The sequence below is a fragment of the Streptomyces sp. CB01580 genome, from assembly GCF_001905795.1.
Taxonomy (GTDB): Bacteria; Actinomycetota; Actinomycetes; order Streptomycetales; family Streptomycetaceae; genus Streptomyces.
On record NZ_LIXJ01000017.1, the window covers coordinates 13,497 to 31,532 of the forward strand.

15 protein-coding genes are annotated in these 18,036 nt (G+C 72.6%); 9 read left to right on the forward strand and 6 right to left on the reverse strand.

From position 1 onward, the window contains the following. Positions 1–241: 241 nt before the first annotated feature. Together AMK22_RS40170 and AMK22_RS23445 are read left to right on the forward strand one after the other, a co-directional pair. Entirely contained in the window at positions 242–2,209 is a 1,968-nt protein-coding gene (locus tag AMK22_RS40170) for an SDR family NAD(P)-dependent oxidoreductase (protein ID WP_443333313.1), read from the forward strand. After that, the gene (locus AMK22_RS23445; RefSeq protein ID WP_073788009.1) at positions 2,202–2,633 is read left to right on the forward strand and encodes a PaaI family thioesterase; all 432 of its coding nucleotides are present in this window, start codon (positions 2,202–2,204) and stop codon (positions 2,631–2,633) included. Before AMK22_RS40170 ends, AMK22_RS23445 begins: the two co-directional genes overlap by 8 nt. Before the next feature lie 61 nt (positions 2,634–2,694). Here AMK22_RS23445 and AMK22_RS23450 read toward each other — a convergent pair whose 3' ends face one another. Continuing rightward, positions 2,695–4,488 carry a beta-ketoacyl synthase N-terminal-like domain-containing protein gene (locus tag AMK22_RS23450; protein WP_242434102.1) on the reverse strand — a complete coding sequence of 598 codons (1,794 nt, stop codon included), beginning with the start codon at positions 4,486–4,488 and terminating at the stop codon, positions 2,695–2,697. A 356-nt stretch (positions 4,489–4,844) separates the two neighbouring features. Between AMK22_RS23450 and AMK22_RS23455 the strand changes: the two genes are divergently transcribed. The 7 genes from AMK22_RS23455 to AMK22_RS23485 all read left to right on the forward strand — a co-directional run bounded on the left by AMK22_RS23455 (position 4,845) and on the right by AMK22_RS23485 (position 10,862). Next, the gene (locus AMK22_RS23455; protein ID WP_199883302.1) at positions 4,845–5,564 is read left to right on the forward strand and encodes a Phenylacetic acid catabolic protein; all 720 of its coding nucleotides are present in this window, start codon (positions 4,845–4,847) and stop codon (positions 5,562–5,564) included. A 15-nt stretch (positions 5,565–5,579) separates the two neighbouring features. Continuing rightward, on the forward strand, positions 5,580–6,707 hold the full coding sequence (locus AMK22_RS23460; protein ID WP_073788011.1) for a radical SAM protein: 1,128 nt from the start codon (positions 5,580–5,582) through the stop codon (positions 6,705–6,707). A gap of 17 nt (positions 6,708–6,724) precedes the next feature. Beyond that, on the forward strand, positions 6,725–6,973 hold the full coding sequence (locus AMK22_RS23465; RefSeq protein ID WP_073788013.1) for an acyl carrier protein: 249 nt from the start codon (positions 6,725–6,727) through the stop codon (positions 6,971–6,973). Further along, positions 6,970–8,142, forward strand: coding sequence for a beta-ketoacyl-[acyl-carrier-protein] synthase family protein (locus tag AMK22_RS23470; RefSeq protein ID WP_073788014.1), 1,173 nt, complete (start codon positions 6,970–6,972; stop codon positions 8,140–8,142). Before AMK22_RS23465 ends, AMK22_RS23470 begins: the two co-directional genes overlap by 4 nt. Positions 8,143–8,215: 73 nt before the next feature. Continuing rightward, positions 8,216–9,034 (forward strand): enoyl-ACP reductase FabI, encoded by an 819-nt coding sequence (gene fabI, locus AMK22_RS23475; RefSeq protein WP_073788016.1) that lies wholly within the window; start codon positions 8,216–8,218, stop codon positions 9,032–9,034. A 79-nt stretch (positions 9,035–9,113) separates the two neighbouring features. Continuing rightward, positions 9,114–10,199 (forward strand): branched-chain amino acid aminotransferase, encoded by a 1,086-nt coding sequence (locus AMK22_RS23480; protein ID WP_073788018.1) that lies wholly within the window; start codon positions 9,114–9,116, stop codon positions 10,197–10,199. A gap of 3 nt (positions 10,200–10,202) precedes the next feature. Beyond that, entirely contained in the window at positions 10,203–10,862 is a 660-nt protein-coding gene (locus AMK22_RS23485; RefSeq protein WP_079186344.1) for a hypothetical protein, read from the forward strand. Positions 10,863–10,942: 80 nt separating this feature from the next. Here AMK22_RS23485 and AMK22_RS23490 read toward each other — a convergent pair whose 3' ends face one another. From AMK22_RS23490 to AMK22_RS23510, 5 genes are all read right to left on the reverse strand, one after another. Beyond that, entirely contained in the window at positions 10,943–11,716 is a 774-nt protein-coding gene (locus tag AMK22_RS23490; protein ID WP_073788020.1) for a thioesterase II family protein, read from the reverse strand. A gap of 223 nt (positions 11,717–11,939) precedes the next feature. Then, entirely contained in the window at positions 11,940–12,584 is a 645-nt protein-coding gene (locus AMK22_RS23495) for a response regulator transcription factor (RefSeq protein WP_073788021.1), read from the reverse strand. Continuing rightward, the gene (locus tag AMK22_RS23500) at positions 12,548–13,822 is read right to left on the reverse strand and encodes a sensor histidine kinase (RefSeq protein ID WP_073788023.1); all 1,275 of its coding nucleotides are present in this window, start codon (positions 13,820–13,822) and stop codon (positions 12,548–12,550) included. The genes AMK22_RS23495 and AMK22_RS23500 overlap by 37 nt, the downstream gene beginning before the upstream one ends. Before the next feature lie 143 nt (positions 13,823–13,965). Further along, on the reverse strand, positions 13,966–16,476 hold the full coding sequence (locus tag AMK22_RS23505) for an FtsX-like permease family protein (RefSeq protein ID WP_073788024.1): 2,511 nt from the start codon (positions 16,474–16,476) through the stop codon (positions 13,966–13,968). Beyond that, positions 16,476–17,279 (reverse strand): ABC transporter ATP-binding protein, encoded by an 804-nt coding sequence (locus AMK22_RS23510; RefSeq protein ID WP_073788026.1) that lies wholly within the window; start codon positions 17,277–17,279, stop codon positions 16,476–16,478. The genes AMK22_RS23505 and AMK22_RS23510 overlap by 1 nt, the downstream gene beginning before the upstream one ends. Between the last annotated feature and the right edge of the window lie 757 nt (positions 17,280–18,036).

The window sequence follows — 18,036 nt, forward strand, 5'->3', positions numbered from 1 at the left end:
GCCGAGGACCGGGTGGTCCTGCGCGGTGGTGAACGCCTGGTCGGACAGCGGGTGCGAGGTGGCTCCCCCCCGTACGCCCGCGCCGTGGCGCGCCGGTGGGGCCGGTCAGCCGTTCCGGCAGGGGATCGCACGGCCGGGCGCTCTCGACTCGCTGTACCGGTGGCCGCTGGACCGGTCGGCACCCGGCGAGGGGCGGGTGGAGGTCGCCGTCGACGCGGCGTCGCTGAACTTCATCGACGTGATGAAGGCCATGGGCGTCTACCCGGACGATTCGGCGGACCGCGAACTCCTGGGGCTGGACTGCGCGGGCGTGGTGACCGCCGTCGGCCCCGGGGTGACGGGGACCGCCGTCGGGGACCGGGTGGTCGCCTGTGGCTTCGGGGCGCTCGCCAGCCATGTCACCGTCGACGCCCGGCATGTCGTACCGGTGCCCGCCGCGCTGGGCGCCGTCGAGGCGGCGGCCCTGCCCATGGTGCTGGTCACCGCCCACTACGCGCTCGTCGAGGTGGCGAGGACCGGGCCCGGGGAGACGGTGCTCGTGCATTCCGCCACCGGGGGCCTCGGTCTGGCCGCGCTGCAGGTCGCGCGGCGGGCGGGCGCGACGGTGATCGCCACGGCCGGTACCGAGGACAAGCGCCGCCGTCTGCGGGACATGGGTGTGGCGCACGTCTTCGACTCGCGCGGTCTCGACTGGGCCGCGCGGGTGCGGGAGGTCACGGGTGGGCGAGGGGTGGACGTGGTGCTCAACTCCCTGTCCGGCGCCGCCCTGCCCCTCGGCATGGAGGTGCTGGCCGAGGACGGCCGCTTCGTGGAGGTCGGCAAGCGGGACATCCACGCCGGGACCTCCGTCGGTCTCGGGGTGTTCAAGAAGTCGATCTCCGTGACGGCCGTCGACATCGCCGGTCTGCTGCGCCGCCGGCCGGAGCGTTTCGCGTCGCTGCTCAGGACCGTGTGGGGTCTGGTGGAGGCGGGCGAGCTCGGTCCCCTGCCGGTGCGCGCCCGGGACTTCGCCGACGCCGAGGACGCGATGCGCACCATGGCGCGCGGTGAGCACATCGGCAAGATCGTGCTCACCGCTCCGGCCCGGTCGGGACCGGTCCGGCCACAGCCCCTGCCGGGCGGGCGGCTGCGCGCCGGGGGCACCTATCTGATCACCGGCGGGCTGGGCGCGCTGGGCCTGTCGCTGGCGGAGTTCCTCGCGGCCTCGGGGGCCGGGGCGATCGCGCTCCTCGGACGGTCCGCGCCGGACGATCCCGGCCGGATCGAGGCGCTGCGGGCCACCGGGGCCCGGGTGGGCGTGTGGTCGGCCGACGTGGCCGACGAGCAGCGCATGCGGGAGGTGCTGGACGAGATCCGTACGCGGTTCCCTCCGCTGCGCGGGGTGTTCCACGCGGCGGGCGTCCTGGACGACGCGACCCTGCTCGGTCTCGACGCCGGCCGGATCGAGCGGGTGCTGCGCCCGAAGGCGCACGGCGCCCGGGTGCTGCACGAACTCACCGCCGACGACGGCCTGGACCTGTTCGTGCTGTTCTCGTCGGCGGCGGCGTACGTCGGCACGGCCGGTCAGGCGGCGTACGCGGCGGCCAACAGCGCACTGGACGCCCTGGCGCTGGAGCGGCGCCGGGCCGGGCTGCCCGGGCTGAGCGTGCAGTGGGGTCCGGTGTCCGGCATCGGGCTCGCGGCGCGGTCGGCCGATCGCGGCGACCGGCTGGCCGACCGGGGGCTGGGCGGCGTCGACGTCGACGCGTGCTGGCGGGCGCTGCGCCGGTTCATCGAGACGGACGAGGCGGTCGTCGCGTATGCCGCACTCGATCCCGAACGGTGGCGGGAGACGTATCCGGCCACGGCCTCGCAGTCCAGCTGGCAGTCGCTCGCGGCCTCGGACCGGACGGTGGTCGACACGGGGCTGCGGAACGTGCCCGCGCGGCGGCGCAGGGAGCTGGTGGAGGAAGTGGTGCGCCGTGACGCCGCGTTCGTGCTGCGCGTGGACGGGGACAAGCTGGCCCGGGACGTGCCGCTGAGGTCGCTGGGGCTGGACTCGCTGATGTCGGTGGAGCTGCGCAACCGGCTGGAGTCGTCGTTGGGGCTGCGGCTGAGTCCGACGCTGTTGTGGAAGTACGGCAGTCTGGCGCGGCTGGGTGCCGCGTTGTCCGAGCTGTTCGACACGTCCGGCACGTCCGACACGGAGGGGTCCGCCGCGCATGGGTGATCGCCCGGTCCTCGGCGTCGAGGAGACGCGTCTGCTGCTGGCGGAGTATCTGCCGGGCGAGAAGGGACTGGACGTGGTCGAGGTGTCGGCCGACGGTCTGGTCCTCACCGTGTGTCCGTCGCGGCTGCCGGTGCGGCCGGGCGGCACGGTGTCCGGGCCGGCCCTCTTCGCGTTCGCCGACGTGGCCGGGTACGTCGCCGTCAGCGCCTATCTGGGCGCGACCCCGTCGGCGACGCTGACGTCGAGCAGTATCAGCTTTCTGGAGGCGGTGGAGCCGGGTGAGCTGCGGGCCCGGGTCCGGGCCGAGCGCATCGGGCGCCGGACGGGCGTGTTCACGGCGCGGGTGGAGGACGGTCCGGGCCGCACGGTCGCCCTGGCCACACTGCACTTCGCCTTTCCCGGCAGCAGGAGGCGCGCGCCGTGAGACTCAGAGCCTGTCGGGTGACCTTCGGCCGCTTTCCGGCCGAAGGTCACCCGACAGGCTCTCAGGCTCCGCCGAGCGGGCGGATGGAGTGGGTGGTCTCCTCCCACGGGTAGAGCGGCAGCGAGCGCACCGTGCGCGGCGCCGGGCCGGCCGGGACGGTCTCCGTCCCGTGCAGCGTCCGCAGCCGCGGGTCGTCGGCGCCGCGGCCCAGCGCGGTCAGCGCCTCGCGGGCTTCGGCGGCGCTGTCCGCCGTGATCCAGGCGGCGCACCGCAGCCGGGTGCGGCCGTGGGTCGCGGTGTACGCGAAGGCGGCGTAGTCGGCCTCGGCGGTGGGCCCGGACAGTGCCGTGGCGTAGCGCAGGGCGAGGGCGCGCAGTGCCGTCCCGGTGTGCGCGGAGACGAGGAGCCCGGCGGGGGCGGAGGCGGGCGTGACGGGCGGTGTCTCCGGACCCGACGGGGCCACCGGAGTCGAGCCCGGCGGGTGCTCCGGGGTCGGGGCGGGCCCGAGGTCGGCGACCGCCGGGGAGAGCACCGCGTGGGCGTTGGTGCCGCTCATGCCGAAGGAACTGATCGCGGCGCACCGCCCCGAGGCCGTCGGGTCCCAGGGGACCGTCTCCGTCGGTACCGTCATGCCGCTGCCGTCGAGCACGATCCGCGGGTTGAGCCGCTCGAACCGCGCCTGCCGGGGAATGTGCCGCCTCTCCAGGCAGAGCAGGGCCTTGATGAGTCCGAGTACGCCGGCGGCGGCCTCGGCGTGCCCGATGTTCGCCTTCACCGATCCGACGTACCAGGTGCGGCCTGTGCCGCCCAGCGAGGTGCGGGCGGCCTCCAGTTCGATGGGATCGCCCAGCGGGGTTCCGGTGCCGTGCGCCTCCAGGTAGCCGATGTCGTCGGCGGTGAGTCCGGTGGCGCCGAGCACGGATGTGATGAGCTGGGTCTGGGCCGTGACGTCCGGGGCGGTGAAGCCGGCGGAACGGCCGTCCTGGTTGACGCCGGTGCCCTCGATCACGGCGAGGACGCGGTCCCCGTCGCGTTCGGCGTCGGTGAGCCGTTTGAGCACCACGGCGCCGCAGCCCTCGCCCCGGACGAAACCGTTGGCCCGTGCGTCGAAGGGGCGGCAGCGGCCGTCCGGCGACAGGGCCTCGGTGCGCTGGATCTCCGCCGTGGAGCGCGGCGCGAGGACGAGGCTCACGCCGGCGGCCACGGCCACGTCGCAGTCCCCCGCCGTCAGGGCGCGGCACGCCGTGTGCACCGCGACCAGGGAGGACGAGCAGGCGGTGTCGATGGCCATCGCCGGTCCCCGCAGGCCGAGCGTGTAGGCGATCCGGCCCGCGGCGAAGCAGTGCCCGTTGCCGATCAGCCAGGAGGCGTTCGGTTCGGGTTCGGCCCAGTGCCGGTGGTCCTGCCCGGTGATGCCGACGTAGACCCCGGTGGACTCCGCGACGCTCGCGGGCGGGATGGCCGCGTCCTCGAACGCCTCCCAGACCACCTGGAGCAGCAGGCGGTGCTGCGGGTCGAGGTTCCTCGCCTCGCGGGGTGAGATGCCGAAGAACTTCGCGTCGAAACCGAACACGTCGTCCAGGTATCCGCCGCGGGACAGCAGCCCGTCCCAGGCGGTGCCGAACACGCCGCGTCGCTGCCCGGGGAGTTCGCCGGTGAGGTCGCGGCCCTCGGCCAGGGCCCGCCAGTACGTCTCACGGTCGCCGATGCCGCCCGGCGCGCGCAGTCCGGTGCCCACGACGGCGATGCGCCGCGTGCCGCGGGCGGCGTCCAGCTCCGCGCGCAGCGACCTGATCGTCTCCATGGCCCGGCGCAGCGGACCGGTGGCGGTGGCGGTGTCCGAAGTCGATGACATCGCCGGTGAGATTAACAGTTCGATCGCCTGATCACCCCATGCTGCAAAGGAATTTGAGATTACTTGGTCATCAATCACCTGAAATGCAAGCGGAGTTGCCGATACAAAGTCCATCCGGTCGACGATCCGGGCATACGGATGGATCAGCCAACTCCCTTGAGATGGACATCTGTTGGCGAAAAACAATGGGTGTGCGGCGAAGCCTGGTGCTGCCCGTCCTCGGTGTGACAATGTGTCGCTCCGCGGGTACGGGGGTCCGTGCCGCACGTCGGGGGCGGGACCGGTCCCCGGCGCGTGCGCCACGCTCCTTCCGCTTCTCGTCCTGCTCTTTCGTCCGTGAGAAGGTGAGGTCGCCGATGACGTTCGCGGTACTGGACGACGAAGAAGTCGTGGTGCGCACGCCGGAGGAGTTCCACCGGATGCCCCGCGACTACCAGAAGATGCTGATCAGCCAGATCACCATCAACACCGAGGGCGAACTGTCCGGCGGCGACGACTACGCGCTGATGTTCCTGCCGCTCGCACCGTCCTCGGAGGAGCGCCAGGTGTGCGCGGAACGGGCCGCCGAGGAGTACGACCACTACAAGATCGGCAAACGCGTTCTCGCGGACATCGGCGTCGACACCACGTACATGGAGACGCAGCCGCTGTCCGAGCGCATGCTGTTCGCGGACGAGCGCATGCACACCTGCACCACCTGGGCCGAACGCGGGATCTACTCGTACATCGGCGAGGAGACCGCGATGGTGATGCTCCGCGAGTTCGCCGAGAGCAGCTACCGGCCGTGGGCCGAGGCGGTGCGCACGATCGTCCTCGACGAGAAGATCCACATCGCCCACGGCGCCCGGGTCTGCCGCAACCTCGCGGCCACGGACGAGGGCCGCGAACAGCTCCAGGCCGCGCTCGACCGGCTGTGGCCGATGTTCGTCGGGATCTTCGGCAGCGCCAACACCAAGCGCTCCCGGCAGGCCGTGCGCTACGGCCTGCGCAGGACCACCAACGGCGAGGCCGTCGCACTGTGGCGCGAGAAAGTCGCTCCGCGCGTCACCAACCTGGGCCTGCGCGTCCCCGAATAAGCCGCGGAGGCAGTCATGGCCATACCCGTGCTCATCACCCCGCGTCCGCCCTCCCGGGCCGAGGCCAAGGCCCGGCTGCGCGGACTGCTGGCCGACCGTCCCGACCTCGCCGCCCGGCTGAAGACCCTGCGCGGCATGGGCGTCCGGGTGCGCGGCTGCGAGGTCCACCTCACCACGGCCTGCAACATCCGCTGCAAGGGCTGCTGGTATTTCGAGGGCGGTTTCGACACCGCGGTGAAGGAGGTCTCGGACCCCGGCCGGATCCGGGCGTTCGCCGAGAAGCTGGCGGCGGACGGCGTCACCCAGGCCACCCTCATCGGCGGCGAGCCGACCATCGTCCTCGACCGGGTCCGCCCGTTCGTGGAGACGCTGCCCTACATCACCCTCTCCACCAACGGCCTGCGCCCGCTGCCGCGCGAGGGCTTCGAGAACGTCGCCGTCGGCATCAGCCTGTTCGGCGGCGGGCCGCTCGACGACGCGCTGCGCGCGCACCGCCCGAACGGCTCCTCGTTCACAGGGCTGTTCGAGAAGGCGCTCGGGCACTACCGCGAGGACCCGCGTGTCACCTTCGTCTTCGCCCTGTCGGAGGAGGGACTCCCCTACGTCGAGCCGACGGTGCGGGCGATCCGCGACAACGGCAACCAGGTGACGTTCAACTTCTACAGCGAGCACGGCTCCGACCATCCGCTGCGGATCGAGAACGAGAAGCGCACCCTCGCCGAGGCGCTGCGGGTCAAGGAGTTGTACCCGGACACCGTCGTCAGCCATCCGTACTTCATCGAGGCCCTCATCACCGGGCGCGGACACTGGGGCGGACGGTTCGGCTACGACGTCTGCCCCAGCATCAGCGTCGAGATGCCCGAGCACGAGCAGCGGGTGAACAACGGCAACCCGGTGCTGGACGGCTTCGCCGTCTACGGCGCCGACTACGAGACGCTGCAGTTCTGCTGCACCTCCGGCGACTGCGGCGGCTGCCGCGACAGCCAGGCCGTCTACAGCTGGCTGATGGTCGGTCTGAACTGGTTCCTCGACAGCGAGCAGCGCCTGGAGACCTGGATGGACCTGGCCGAGAGCTACTGGCGCCAGTGGTACTGGGCGCAGCACCAGTCCCCGAACTTCAGCCGCCGACCCCGAGCCCTTTGAACACACAAGGAGCGATCATGCCCGCGACCGTCACCGCCGAGGCCGTCCTGGACCTCATCCGCGCCGAACTCGTCGACTCCGGTGTCGAGGAGGACACCATCGAGCCCGGCGCCAAGTTCGACGACCTGGACATCGACTCGCTCGACGCGGCCGAGCTGATGGCCACCATCAAGCGCACCTACGGGGTCACCATCCCGCGCGCCGAGCTCGCCGACGTCACGGTCGGTCGGCTCGCCTCCGACGTCGCGGAGAAGGCCGGCCTTTGACGGATCCGGTCGCGGTCACCGGCGTCGGCGCGGTCACCCCGCTCGGTGTCGGCGCGGACGTCCTGGTCTCCCGCCTCGTGGCGGGCGAGTCGGGGCTGGTGGACGGGGACGGGCGCTGCGCGGACTTCGACGCGGGGGACTTCCTCACCCGCCGGGAGAGCAGGCGCAACGCCCGGTTCGCCCGGCTGGCGCTCGTCGCGGCCGGGGAGGCGCTCGGTCGGGCGGGGTGGTCCGAGGGGCTGCCCTACCCGGCCGACGAGATCATGTGCGTCGTGGGCACCGGCCTGGGCGGCGTCCCGGAGAGCCCGCGGGCGGCGGACGCGACACCGCTGACGGTGCCGCTGATGATGGCCAATGCCGCCGCGGCGAGCCTGAGCAGGCGCTACGGGCTGCGCGGGGAGTCGTACGCGACGGCGGGCGCCTGCGCCGCCGGGGCGCAGGCCATCGGCGCGGCCCTGGGGGCCATCCGGCGCGGCGAGGTGGCGGCCGCGGTCGTGGGCGGGGCCGAGGCCGCGTCGGTGCCGCTCGTCCGCGAGTCCTTCGCGCACGCCGGTGCCCTCTCCCCCACGGGCCGGTGCGTGCCGTTCGACGCGGACCGCGACGGCTTCGTGATGGGCGAGGGCGCGGGCATCCTCGTCCTGGAGAGCCTGGACGGTGCCCGCGCGCGGGGCGCCGGGATCCTCGGGCTGGTACGGGGCTACGGCGCGAGCTCCGACGCCCATCACCTCACCGCGCCGTCCCCGGACGGGATCCCGGCGGCACGGGCCGTCCGGCGCGCACTGGCCGACGCGGGGGTCGCGGCCGAGGACCTGAGCTACATCAACGCGCACGGGACCGGGACACCGCTGAACGACGAGGCAGAGATCCGTGCGCTGCGGCTCGCCCTGGGCGACGCCCTGGAGTCGGTGCCGCTGTCGTCCACCAAGGCGGCGACCGGGCATCTCTTCGGCGCGGGCGGCGCCGTGGAGGCCATCGTCACCCTCGCCGCGCTGCGCGACGGCCTCGCCCCGCCGACGCACGGACTGGCCCGCCCGGACGAACGCCTCGGCACGCTCGACCACGTGCGCACCGCCCGTCCGCTCGCCCCGGGTCCCGGCGGGGCGCTCGGGCTGTCGGACTCGCTCGGCTTCGGCGGACACAACGCCGTACTCGTGCTGGGGGCACCATGAGCGGACCTGCGGCACCGCGACCGGAGCGGGGATCACGGCCGGACCGGAGCACCGTGAACGAACGGGGGACGCCATGACCGGATTCGACTTCCAGGGCCGCCGCTACCTCGTCACAGGGGTGATGAACCAGGAGTCGATCGCGTGGCACGTCGCCGCCGCGCTCCAGGAGGCGGGCGCCGAGGTCGTCCTCAGCTCGTACGGGCGGGCGGCGCGGATCACCCGCAAGGCGGCGGCGCTGCTGCCGTCCCCGCCGGACGTGCTGGAACTCGACGTGACGGACGAGGCGGGCTTCGCCGGGGTCGCCGAGGAGCTGGGGCGGCGGTGGGGCACGCTCGACGGCGTGCTGCACGGCATCGCCCACGCGCCCCCCGACGCGGTGGGCGGCAGGTTCCTCGACACGCCCGCCCCCAGCGCCCTGCGCGGGTTCGAGATCTCGGCGTACTCGCTCCAGCGGCTGGCGGCGTCGCTCGCTCCGCTGCTGACCGCGGGCGAACACGGCGGCAGCGTCGTGGGCGTCACCGTCGACAGCGCCCGCAGCCTTCCCGGTTACGACTGGATGGGTGTCTTCAAGGCGTCGCTCGAGGCGGTCGCCCGTTACCTGGCGCTGCATCTGGGGCCCCTGGGCGTACGGGTCAACCTGGTCGCGGCCGGGCCGCTGGAGACGCTGTCGGCGCGCGGGATCAGCACCTTCGACGCACTGGCCGAGCACTACGAGCGCTGGGCCCCGTTGGGCTGGGACCGCGCCGATCCCCGGCAGGTGGTGGGCGCGGTGCTGTTCCTGCTGTCCGACCTGGCACGGTGCACCACCGGTCAAGTGGTCCACGCCGACGGCGGATTGCACGCCGTCGTGGGCGGTATCGGCGAACCCCCACGCCGGTCCTCCCGGAGGTGACGGCCATTACCATGGGGGCCCGATCCGGCGGGCGGCATCCGCACCCGCCGAAGGACCGCTCCGGCGTAAGGAATTGGCTATGAGTACTGGCTTCCCCCTGTCCCGGACCACACGTGCCACGCCGGCGGCCGAGCGCGAGAAGATCCTCGCCGCCCCGGGCTTCGGCCGTCACTTCACCGACCACATGGCCTCGGCCGTGTGGACGCGGGAAGCCGGCTGGCACGATCACAAGGTGGGCCCGCTGGAGCCGTTCTCCCTGCACCCCAGCGCCGCCGTCCTGCACTACGCGCAGGAGATCTTCGAGGGGCTGAAGGCGTACCGCCACGCGGACGGCAGCGTCTGGCTGTTCCGTCCCGAGGCCAACGCCCGGCGCTTCGTCCGCTCGGCCGGGCGTCTGGTGCTGCCGGCGCTCCCGGAGGAGGACTTCCTCACGAGCGTGGAGGAACTGGTCCGCGCGGACGAGGCGTGGGTCCCGGCGTCGTCCGGTGAGGAGAGCCTGTACCTGCGGCCGTTCATGTTCGCCTCGGAGGCGTTCCTCGGGGTGCGGCCCGCCGCCCGCGTGGTCTACTCGGTGATCGCGAGCCCGGCGGGTCCCTACTTCGCGTCCGGTGTCACGGGGGTCACCCTGTGGGTGAGCGAACGGTTCACCCGGGCGGCGGACGGCGGCACCGGCGCCGCCAAGTGCGGCGGCAACTACGCCGCGAGCCTGGCCGCGCAGATCGAGGCCGAGGAGCACGGCTGCGACCAGGTCATGTACCTGGACAGCGCGGGCGACGGCAAGCTGGAGGAGTCCGGGACGATGAACCTGTGCCTGGTCACCTCGGACGGGCACCTCGTGACACCGGAGCTCGGCACGATCCTGGAGGGCGTCACCCGCGACACCGTCCTGGCCCTGGCCCCCGAGTTCGGCCTGACCCCGCAGGAACGGTCGGTCACGCTGGACGAACTGCGCGCGGGCGCCGCCGACGGCTCCATCACCGAGGTGTTCGCCGCGGGCACGGCCGCGGTCATCACCCCGATCACCGGCTTCAAGGGCGACGGCTACCAGTTCACCGTCGGGGACGGCACCCCGGGCAAGCAGACCGTGGCCCTGCGCAAGCACGTGCTGGACATCCAGTACGGGCGCGCCGAGGACAAGCACGGCTGGCTGCGCCGGGTGCTCTGAGCCGTGTCCTTCGCCTCAGGAACCACCCCCGCGCCCGCGGGCCAAGGGCCCCGGAACCTGGCGGAGGTCGCCCGCGCCGCCCTGACGGCCACGGATGCGGGCCCGGCCGTGCTCGTCGGTGCGGCCGGGGCCGCCGGGGCCGTCGTCGCCGACCTCTGTGTGCGGGACGGTCTCGGCTTCGTCCTGCTCCTGCACCGGCGCAAGGACGGCTTCGTCGCCGAGGAGCTCTGCTTCGCGGCCCGTGAGGACAACGGGACCTGGCCGCTGCCGGAGCATCTTTCCGGGAGCTGCGTGGGGTTCGATCCGGCCGACCGCCGGAAGAACGAGACCCTGCTGTGCGGCAGGCCGCTGATGCCGTTCGGCGAGTCCGAGACGCTGCTGTGCACGGGACGGCGTCAGGACGAGGACGACGGCCACGAGATGCTGCGCTTCCACACGCTGCTCGTGAGCCGGGAGGTCGACCACCTGGACATCGAAGACCTCTCGCCGGATGCCGCCCCCGGGGCCGGCCGGATTCGGAAGTCGCTGAGGTCCCGGGTCGCCCTCCTCGCCCTCTACCCGGGCGAGCGCGTCGCCGTGCGCCCCATGGCGCGGGAGGGGGACTGCCTGCGGGCCCTGGGTGAGCCGTACGAACTGACCGGCACCGCACCCGGGCCGGCGTAGGCGCGGGGCGGTCCGGCGGGGTACGGGAGCGGGAGACCGGCACGCACGCGCGCGAAGGCCGGGTCTCCGCCCCGCCGTGTTCAGCCGGTGGCGGTGGCCGCCGGGGCCGCGGCCCGGTCGGTGATCAGCCGGACGATGTCGTGCTGATGCTCCGTCAGATAGAAGTGGCCGCCCGCGAAGACACGGAACTCGAAGGCGCCCTCGGTGTGCTGGGACCAGGCCCTCGCCTCGTCGAGGGTGACCTTGGGGTCGTTGTCCCCGACCAGGCTCCACACGGGGCAGCTCAGCTTCGGTCCGGGCCGGTGGACGTAGGTCTCGGCGGCCCGGTAGTCGGCGCGGATGGCGGGCAGGGCCATGCGGATCAGCTCCGTGTCGTCGAGGATCGCCGACTCGGTCCCGCTCAGCAGCCGCATTTCCTTGATGAGCCCTTCGTCGTCGCGCAGGTGGGCGGTCTCCGTGCGCGGTACGGCGGGGGCGCGGCGCGCGGAGGCGAACAGGGCGTGCGGAACGACGCCGTGGTCGTGCTCCAGGCGTCGCGCGATCTCGTAGCCGAGGGTGGCGCCCATGCTGTGGCCGAACAGGACCAGCGGGCGGTCCGCCCGGGCCAGGAGCAGCGGGGTGACCCGGTCGGCGAGTTCCTCGATCGTGGCGACGCAGGGTTCGGCGCGCCGGTCCTGGCGCCCCGGGTACTGCACGGCGAGTACGTCGACGGAGGCGGGCAGGGCCGCCGACACCGGCCGGTAGAAGGTCGCCGAACCGCCCGCGTGCGGCAGGCACACCACCCTGACCGCCGCGTCGGGGCGGGGGTGGTAGCGGCGAATCCACAGGCGGTCCTGCTCGGCGGGCATGGTCATGGGGCGCGGGTTCCCTTCGTGGCGGCGCGGTACGGGGTGTGCCTGATGTACGGCGCGCGAGGTGCGGTGCGGGCCGGTGGTGCGGGTGTGCCTGACGTACGGGGTGCGGCGGAGGTACGGGGCGTGCCCCGCCAGTCTTGCCCGGGCGGTGTACGCACCGCCACCCCTACCGGCCCCGGCCCGTGGCGGCGGGGCCGGGAACGGGTCCGGCGGAGTGCGGCGTTCACGCGTTGAGGTAGGCCAGGACCGCCAGGACGCGGCGGTTGCTGTCGCTCGACGGCGGGAGCATCAGTTTGGAGAAGATGCTGGAGATGTGTTTCGCCGCGGCGCCCTCGGTGACGGTGAGCCGTTGCGCGATGGCGGTGTTGGAGCATCCCTCCGCCATGAGTTCCAGTACCTGGCGTTCCCGCGCGGTGAGCGCGGACAGGGGCTCGTCGCGGGAGTGGGAGACCATCAGCTGGGCCACTACGGCGGGGTCCATGGCCGTGCCTCCCGCGGCGACCCGGCGCACCGCGTCGATGAACTGCTCGTCGTCGAGGACGCTGTCCTTGAGCAGGTAGCCGATTCCGCCGGTGCCGTCGGCCAGGAGTTCGCGGGCGTACATCTGCTCGACGTGCTGGGAGAGTACGAGGATGGGCAGGCCGGGCTGTTCACGACGGGCGCGAAGGGCCGCCTGGAGCCCTTCGGTGGTGAAGGTGGGAGGTAATCGGACGTCCACCACGGCCACGTCGGGCCGGTGTTCGGCGAGGGCGGCTCTCAGGTCCTCCCCGTTGTCGACCGCGGCGACCACCTCGCAGTCGTACGCCTCCAGCAGTTGGATGATCCCCTGCCTCAGCAGGAAGAGGTCCTCGGCGAGGACAACGCGCACGGTAACTCCATCCTCATCACGGTCGGGCCGCCCGGGGGGCTGTCGATCTCCAGCACCCCGTCAAAGGATGCCAGCCGTCGCCGGATGCCTTCCAGACCGCTCCCGGCCGAGATCGCGGCGCCGCCGCGGCCGTCGTCGGTGACGCGTCCGTGGAGGACGCCGTCGGCGTATCCGAGGACCACGTCCACGTGCCGGGCCTCGGCGTGCTTGAGCGCGTTGGTGAGCAGTTCCGACACGGAGAAGTAGACAGCCGACGCCACGGGGTCGGGCGGGTCCCCGGGCAGGTCCGCCACGACCGTGACGGGCAGCGGGCTGGCCAGGCCCAGGGCGCGCACGGCGTCGGCGAGGCCCCGCTCGGCCAGGACCGGGGGGTGGATGCCGCGGACCAGGTCGCGCAGTTCGCGCAGGGCCTGGACCGAGGATTCGCGCGCCTGGCGCAGCAGCCGCCGGGCCTCCTCGGTGTCCTGGTCCAGCTTCCGGTCCACGGCGCCGAGTTCGAGACCGAGGCCGACCAGCCGGGCCTGGGCGCCGTCGTGCAGATCGCGTTCGATGCGGCGCAGTTCGGCCGCCTGGATGTCGAGCGCCCCGGAGCGGGTCTCGGACAGGTGCCGCACCCGGGAGGCCAGGCGGGCCCGCTCGGTCGGGCCCAGCAGGAAGCGGACGAAGTAGGCGTGGCCCTTGAGCAGCCAGGGGCTGAGGAGGAACCAGCCGGTGAACACGAGGAGCGCCGCCAGGGCCGCGGCGAGGGCGTCGGACCCGCTGTCGACGGTGATGAACGCGTACCACCGGCCCACGCCGTCGGCGGCGAGCGGCTGCCACAGCCCGCAGGCCAGCACCAGTCCCTCGCCCGCGTAGTAGAGCAGTGCGGCCGGGGCGAAGCCGAGGAGCAGCCCGACGGCGGAGTTGAGGAGGAGCCAGAGCAGGTCCCGCCAGGTCGCAGGGTCGGCGAGGATCCACTTGCAGCGGCGCGTCCAGCCGACGATGTCCCGTTCGACCTCCTCCGGTTCGGGCCGGTACGGCCGTTCCACGGGGACGCCGCAGCGTGCGGCGGCCCGGCGGTTCAGGTCGCAGACCCGGCGGACCGCCGCGGTGAGGTAGGGCAGGGCCAGGAAGCCGATCCCGATGAGGCAGAGGATGATGAAGTAGCTGGTGGTGAGGAACAGGACCAGCGAGATCAGGGATCCGGCGGCGATCAGCACGCCGATCAATGTGTCGAGGGCGGCGCGGCGCAGTCGCATGAGCCCATGATTCCATCCCCGGGCCACGGAGGACCGGGCGGCGGAGGACCGGGCCACGGAGGACGAAGCGACGGGGGACGGGGCGACGGCAAAAGGGCCGTCCCCGCACGGGGGCGACGGGGACGGCCCGGCTTCGGTTCGGCTCACGCTGCCTTCACGGTCTCGACGGCGGGCGTGCGCATGCCGCGCCACGAGGGCAGCAGGGTGGCGCCGAAGACCAGCACCAGCGATCCGCCGACGACGGCGAGGTAGATGCCGATGGATCCGGAGGGAAGGTAGGAGTCGGCCTTCACCATGCTGTACGGGACGATGGTGGTCGCGGAGGCGATCGTGCCGAGGACGGTCGCGATGACTCCGATGAGCACGCCCTCGACGGTCAGCATGCCGAGCACCTGACGACGTGTCGCTCCGGTGAGCTGCTGGAGGCCGAACTCGGCGCGGCGTTTGCGGGTGACGGCCACCAGGGTGTTGACGACGGTGATGGCGGCGTAGCCGACGATCATGGCGACGATGGTGTAGTTGGCGGCGACCAGGATCTGCTGGATCTGGTTGTTGCGGCCGGCCAGCGAGGAGCCGTCGTCGAGTTCGGTGCCGGGTACGGCGGCCGCGAGCCGGGCCAGGTGGTCGTGGGCCTCGGCAAGGGCGCCGGGCGCGGACCGGACGAGGATCTGGTGCGGGAGCCCGTCGCCGGTGTGCGGGGCGAGTGCCGACGCGGGCAGGGTGAGGTACTGCTGCTTGGGGTTGTCGGTGTAGAGCGCGACGACGGTGGGGCGTACGGCGGTGCCGTCGCCGAGGTGCATGGGCAGCCGGTCGCCGACCCGTACACCGTATTCGCCGGCCTTCTTGTCGGAGAGGGCGACGGTGTCGTCCCGCAGGTCGGTCAACGAGCCGGCGACGGGACGCAGATCGAGACTGCGGGCCACGCCGTCGGCGGACACGCCGCGCAGGTCGACGTCGGCCGGTCCGTCGGGGGCGTCGACGAAGCCGCGGCTGGTGACGAACTCGGAGGCGGCGGCCACGCCGGGGGTGGCGCGGACGCGGTCGAGGACGTCGGGGGCGAAGCCTCCGGTGGTGGAGTCGAGGACGTAGTCGGCGAGGATGTTGCGGTCGTAGGAGCGTTGCGACACGGCGTCCTCGGTGGCCTGCATGTAGAGGGTGCCGGTGGCGATGCCGATCAGCAGGACGATGGGGGCGACCGCCCCCGCCATGCGGACGTTGGCGGTGGTGGCGTTGCGCAGGGCGAGTTGGCCACAGACCCCGGTCAGGGCACGCACCGGCAGCCACAGCAGGGCGGTCATCGCCTTGACGATGCCCGGGGCGAGCAGGGCCAGGCCGATGCAGAAGAGCACGGACGCGGGTCCGGCGGTACTCGCGAGGGAGGGTCCGTCCTCCATCACGGTGGCGGTGGCGACCGCGAGACCGATGCCGTTGACGAGGAAGAACACCGCGAGCAGCAGACGGGGGACGCTGAACCAGCGGGTGGCGGCGTCGTTCTCGGCCAGGGCGGCGACGGGTTCGGTGCGGGCGGCCCTGCGGCCGGCGAAGCGGGTGGCCCCGGCCGCGGCGAGCACGGTGACGACGACGCCGACGGCCATCGGCATCCAGCCTGCGTGGTAGACGATCGAGGAGGACACGACACCGCTGGAGGTGAGTACGCCGAACAGCAGCCGGCCGAGCAACTGGCCCGGGTACAGGGCGAGCAGCACCGAGCCCGCGGACAGCACGGCCGTCTCGCACAGGATCATGCGGCGCAGCTGGCGCGGGGTGGAGCCGACGGCACGCAACAGGGCCATCTCGCGGGAACGCTGCTGGAGCGAGAGCCCGAGGGTGGAGGCGACGCCGAACATCACGATCAGCACGACGGAGGAGCCGAAGATCGCCGCGAGGATCACGACAGTGCGCCGGCTGGAGAGGGTGCCCGGCAGCTCGGCCAGGCCGCGCCGCTCGCCGGTGAGGACCTCGGCCCGGTCGCCCACGGCCGACCGTACGGCGGCGGCGACGGCGGACGTGGGGGCGCCGGTCTCGGGCAGCACGCCGATGGAGTCGATGCGTCCGCCCGCCAGGGCGCGGGCCTCGTCGTCGCTGAAGAACACGGCGGCGTCGGGGTTGTGGTCGCCGCGCTGCGCCGCGGTGCCGCTGACCCGGTAGCGCCGGGTCTCGCCGCGGACGACGACGTCGACGAAGGAGCCGGGGCGGGCGCCGGCGCGTTCGGCGAGCCGGGTGTCGAGGGCGACCTCGCCGCCGGTGACGGGGGAGGCACCGGCGGCGAGGGCATAGGGGGTGAGGCGGGCGCCGGCCCAGCCGTGGCCGTAGGAGGCGTCCTCACCGGTCAGGGGCTTGCCGTCCTTGAGGACGGTGGCGGGGAACGACACGTCGGCGACGGCCTCGCGGACGCCCTCGGCGCGGGCGACCTCGTCGACCAGGCCCGGGTCGATGCGATGACGTTCCGTCAGGGCATTGGATTCGTAGGTCTGTTCACCGGTGACCACGACCGGCGCGCCGGTGAGGCGCTGCGGGTCGGCGGCCATCCGCACGCCGGTCTCCATCAGGCCGCCGCAGCCGATGACGATCGCGGCGCCCAGGAACATGGCGAGGAAGGTGGCGACGAAGCTCGTCCGCCGGAACTTCAGGGTGCGCAGGGCGAGCCGCCACATCAGTACAGTCCTCCGGTGGTGAGCGGCGTGGGCTGCTCGCGGGTCTCGTCCTCCCAGGCGCCGAGCCGGGTCATCCGGGCCGCGACCGCGTCGGCCGTGGGCCGGTGCAGTTCGCCCGCGAGGCTGCCGTCCGCGAGGAAGACGACGCGGTCGGCGTACGAGGCGGCCACCGGGTCGTGGGTGACCATGACCAGGGTCTGACCCGCCGTGTCCACGGATTCGCGCAACAGGGCGAGCACGGCGGCGGCGGTACGGGTATCGAGCGCCCCGGTGGGTTCGTCGGCGAAGACGACGGCGGGGCGGGTGACGAGGGCACGGGCGATGGCGACGCGCTGCTGCTGGCCGCCGGACAGCTGGGACGGCAGGTGGCCGAGGCGTTCGCCCAGGCCGACGCGCTGCACCACGGAACGGATGAGGGCCTTGTCGGGCCGCCGTCCGGCGAGTTGCAGCGGCAGCATGATGTTCTGCATCACGGTCAGGGCGGGCAGCAGGTTGAACGACTGGAAGATGAAGCCGATGCGGTCGCGGCGGAGTTCGGTCAGCCGGGTGTCGTCGAGGCCGTCGAGGTCGGCGCCGCCGACGGTGACGGTGCCGGACGTGGGCCGGACGAGTCCCGCGGCGCAGTGCAGGAAGGTGCTCTTGCCGGAGCCGGAGGGGCCCATCACGGCGGTGAAGGTGGCGTCCGCGAAGCTCATGGAGAGTTCCCGGAGCGCCGTCACCTGGCTGTCGGCTCGGCCGTAGATCTTCGACACGGCGTCCAGCCGTACCGCCTCTGCCCGGCGGAGGTCGTGTGTTGTGTGCACTCGGGCTCCCCAATGAGATGACGCGCCTGCCACGCGGTTTCTGCGGATCAGATTAGGCGGGGGGAAGCCGCCGCACATTGGCCTTGTCTCGCCGATTCGAGGTAGAGGTTTCTCTACCTCGATACGGCACGTAAGCGGAGTCGTCCGACGATTTCCGACCCGCTACGGAAAAGGTCTTCGAATACCGTACGGGCGATCTGTCAAGCGGGCGGAAATGTCCGTCGGCCACGGCACGTTCCATCACCTTGTCCGGATCATCTCCCCCCTCGGAAAATGCAGCCATCGCCAGTGCCTCGACGCATGGGAAACGGGTAACGTCGAAGCGTCCGACGAACCCTCTAGGGATGGGATTCTCTGTGTCCAGGACAGCCGGCCTCCTCACGGCCGAGAGGCAGCACCGCACGTCATGCACGGGGTCGGTGCGGTATGGGGAATGACCAGGGGCTGATCGCGAGCGTACGCCCCGACGGATACCTGGAACTGTTCTCACCGCGCACCGGAAAGCGTCACAGGTGCGGCCCGCGGGGCACGACGATGTGGCTGGCCCTGCAACGGAGCGATTGGCGGTCAGAATTGGCCGCGGAAGAAGTCGCTTTTCGATTGGGTGTGGATCCGGACAGTATTCGGTGCGATATAGATGCCTGGATGTCGCATTTTCGTGAGGCGGGTGAGTGAAGAAGCCGCGGGCGCGCGGTGAAGAAGCCGCGAGCAGGCGGGCGGAGAAGCCAGAGGCGGGCGGATGAGGAAGCCGCGGGGC

Excerpts from the sequence above, each read along its gene's own strand:
- AMK22_RS23490 (WP_073788020.1), bottom strand. The coding sequence starts at position 11,716 with ATGACCATGCCCGCCGAGCAGGACCGCCTGTGGATTCGCCGCTACCAC.
- AMK22_RS23505 (WP_073788024.1), bottom strand. The coding sequence starts at position 16,476 with ATGTGGCGGCTCGCCCTGCGCACCCTGAAGTTCCGGCGGACGAGCTTC.
- AMK22_RS40170 (WP_443333313.1), top strand. The coding sequence starts at position 242 with ATGAAGGCCATGGGCGTCTACCCGGACGATTCGGCGGACCGCGAACTC.
- AMK22_RS23500 (WP_073788023.1), bottom strand. The coding sequence starts at position 13,822 with ATGCGACTGCGCCGCGCCGCCCTCGACACATTGATCGGCGTGCTGATC.
- fabI (WP_073788016.1), top strand. The coding sequence starts at position 8,216 with ATGACCGGATTCGACTTCCAGGGCCGCCGCTACCTCGTCACAGGGGTG.
- AMK22_RS23450 (WP_242434102.1), bottom strand. The coding sequence starts at position 4,488 with ATGTCATCGACTTCGGACACCGCCACCGCCACCGGTCCGCTGCGCCGG.
- AMK22_RS23480 (WP_073788018.1), top strand. The coding sequence starts at position 9,114 with ATGAGTACTGGCTTCCCCCTGTCCCGGACCACACGTGCCACGCCGGCG.
- AMK22_RS23455 (WP_199883302.1), top strand. The coding sequence starts at position 4,845 with ATGACGTTCGCGGTACTGGACGACGAAGAAGTCGTGGTGCGCACGCCG.
- AMK22_RS23465 (WP_073788013.1), top strand. The coding sequence starts at position 6,725 with ATGCCCGCGACCGTCACCGCCGAGGCCGTCCTGGACCTCATCCGCGCC.
- AMK22_RS23460 (WP_073788011.1), top strand. The coding sequence starts at position 5,580 with ATGGCCATACCCGTGCTCATCACCCCGCGTCCGCCCTCCCGGGCCGAG.
- AMK22_RS23445 (WP_073788009.1), top strand. The coding sequence starts at position 2,202 with ATGGGTGATCGCCCGGTCCTCGGCGTCGAGGAGACGCGTCTGCTGCTG.